Raw genomic sequence first — 2,377 nt, 5'->3', positions numbered from 1 at the left:
GCGCGCCGCGCCGGGAAGCCAACGCCAGTATCGAACGGACGCGTGCTGGTTGGAGGCCGGGAACGAACGGTGCCGATTTACGACCGGGACTCGCTCGGCGCGGGCGCGCGCTTGCGCGGTCCGATGGTCGTCGTCGAGCTGAGTTCCACCGCGTACGTCGCGCCTGAATTCACTTTGCGCGTGGACGACTTCGGCAATCTGCAATTGGAGACGACGCGATGAAGCTCGACCCCGTCACGCTGGCCGTCATGAACAATCGTCTCGCCGCGATAGCCGACGAGATGGGCGTGGTTCTCGGGCAGACGGCGTTTTCGCCGAACATCAAGGAGCGGCACGATTTCTCGTGCGCTATTTTCGACGCGCGCGGCGAGCTGGTCGCGCAGGCCGCGCACATCCCGGTGCATCTCGGCTCGACGCCGCTCTCGGTACGCGCAGCGATCGCGAACCTCGAGCTCGAGCGCGGCGACGTCGCGGCGTTGAACGATCCCTTCGCCGGCGGAACGCATCTGCCGGATCTGACTCTGGTCGCGCCGGTGTTCATCGGCAATGAGCGTCGGCCGTTTGCCTACGCCGCCAACCGGGCGCATCACGCGGATATCGGCGGAATCGCGCCTGGCTCGATGGCGCTGGCGACGGAAATTTACCAGGAAGGTTTTCGATTGCCGCCGGTGAAAATCGTCGCGGGCGGCGAGATCGCGCGCGACGTAATGACGCTGTTTCTTGCCAACACGCGAGTTCGCGAGGAGCGCGAAGGCGACCTGCGCGCACAGATTGCCGCGCTATCGGTCGGCTCGGAGCGGCTGCTCGCCATCGTGAAAACGTCGGGACGCAAAACCGTCGAAGCTGCAATGGGCGGGCTAAAGGACTACGCGGAGCGACTGATGATCGCGGCGCTCGAGGAGCTTCCGCCCGGAACTTATCGCGCTGAGGATTTTCTCGACGACGATGGATTCGGCACGGGGCCGATTCCGATTCGCGTCGCGATCAAAATTGGCGGCGGAAAGGCGGTCGTCGATTTCACCGGCTCGGCGCCGCAGGTCCGCGGATCGGTCAACGCAAATTTCGCGATCACGCTGTCCGCGACCTTCTATGTCATGAAGTGCCTCGCGGCGGAGGCCGTGCCCGCCAACGAAGGCCTCATGCGTCCGATCCGGCTTATCACGCCGCCGGGCTCGATCGTGAACGCGTTGGCTCCAGCAGCGGTCGCGGGCGGAAACGTCGAGACCTCGCAACGAATCGTTGACGTCCTGTTTCGCGCGCTGGCCAGGGCCGCGCCGACTCGAATCCCGGCGGCAAGTTCGGGCTCGATGTCGAATCTCACGGTGGGCGGCTTCGACCGATTTCGCGACCGGCATTTTTCCTACTACGAAACGATCGCCGGCGGCGCCGGCGCTGCGAAGGATCAGCCCGGCGCATCCGGCATTCACACGCACATGACCAACACGCTCAACACGCCGATCGAAGCGCTCGAGGCCTACTACCCGATGCGGATCACCGAGTATCGAATCCGGCGCGGCTCGGGTGGCCGCGGGCGCGCGCGTGGCGGCGACGGACTGATTCGCGAACTCGAGTGCATAGTCGATTCGAACGTGAGCGTGCTTACGGAGCGGCGGAAAATCGCGCCGTACGGACTCGCCGGCGGAGGCCCGGGCGCGACGGGGAAGAATATTCTCGTGCGCGGAACGCGACGAAGCAGGTTGCCGGGAAAAGCGAATATCGATATCCAAGCGGGCGAGCGCATTCGAATCGAAACTCCCGGCGGTGGCGGCTGGGGCCGTCGCTAGACGACGCCGCTCTCACGCAAACGCTGGCTCGCGTCCGCATCGATTCCAAGTTCCGCCAGGATATCGTCCGTATGCGCTCCCAGAGCCGGGGCGCCCCTTCGTATGCGCGTCGGCGTGCGCGAAAACTTTGCCGCGGGACCGGTGATCGGCGCGAGCTTGCCGTCTTCCTGAGCAACTTCCTGCAGCATGTCGCGCTCGAGAGTGTGCGGGCATCGCGCGGCCTCTGCGTAAGTTCTCACCTTGGCGCATGGGATGCCTTCGTTGGCGCACTCCGCGACAGCTTCGTCGACGGTGCGCGCCTCGCACCACTTCGCAAACATCGCGTCGCATTCCGCGCGATGGCCCATCCGTCCGGGGATGGTGGCGAATTCGTTCTGCTCGGCCAGATCGCTGCGCCCCGCCATCCGCGCCATCACCTTCCAGTGAGTGTCGAGCAACACACCCGCCATCACGAGCCCGTCGCGGCATTGGTACGTGTTGGTCGGCACCGAGAACGGAATTTCGTTGCCCCATCGCTTGAGCTCGACGCCCATCGCGCCGAGCGTCAGGTTGCCATTGGACTGAAACAGCATCGCGTCGAGCATCGCGACGTC

2 protein-coding genes and 1 pseudogene are annotated in these 2,377 nt (G+C 65.1%); 2 read left to right on the top strand and 1 reads right to left on the bottom strand.

All coding sequences use genetic code 11. The features are described from left to right. Both VIW95_RS04000 and VIW95_RS03995 read left to right on the top strand, forming a co-directional pair. Positions 1 to 222: pseudogene (locus VIW95_RS04000) on the top strand (hydantoinase/oxoprolinase family protein); the annotation flags it as partial. Next, positions 219 to 1,784, top strand: a complete 1,566-nt coding sequence (locus VIW95_RS03995) for a hydantoinase B/oxoprolinase family protein (RefSeq protein WP_331584123.1) — start codon at positions 219 to 221, stop codon at positions 1,782 to 1,784. The pseudogene VIW95_RS04000 and the gene VIW95_RS03995, both read left to right, overlap by 4 nt. On the opposite strand, the gene VIW95_RS03990 is transcribed toward VIW95_RS03995, so the two are convergent. After that, the coding region (locus VIW95_RS03990; protein ID WP_331584122.1) for a CoA transferase at positions 1,781 to 2,377 on the bottom strand (597 nt) is incomplete at its 5' end. The genes VIW95_RS03995 and VIW95_RS03990 overlap by 4 nt on opposite strands.

It is taken from the genome of Binatus sp. (SeqCode), from assembly GCF_036522015.1.
In the GTDB taxonomy this organism is placed as follows: Bacteria; Desulfobacterota; Binatia; order Binatales; family Binataceae; genus Binatus.
The sequence above is the reverse complement of the archived record's forward strand: the minus strand, read 5'-3'. Positions and strand labels throughout refer to the sequence as shown.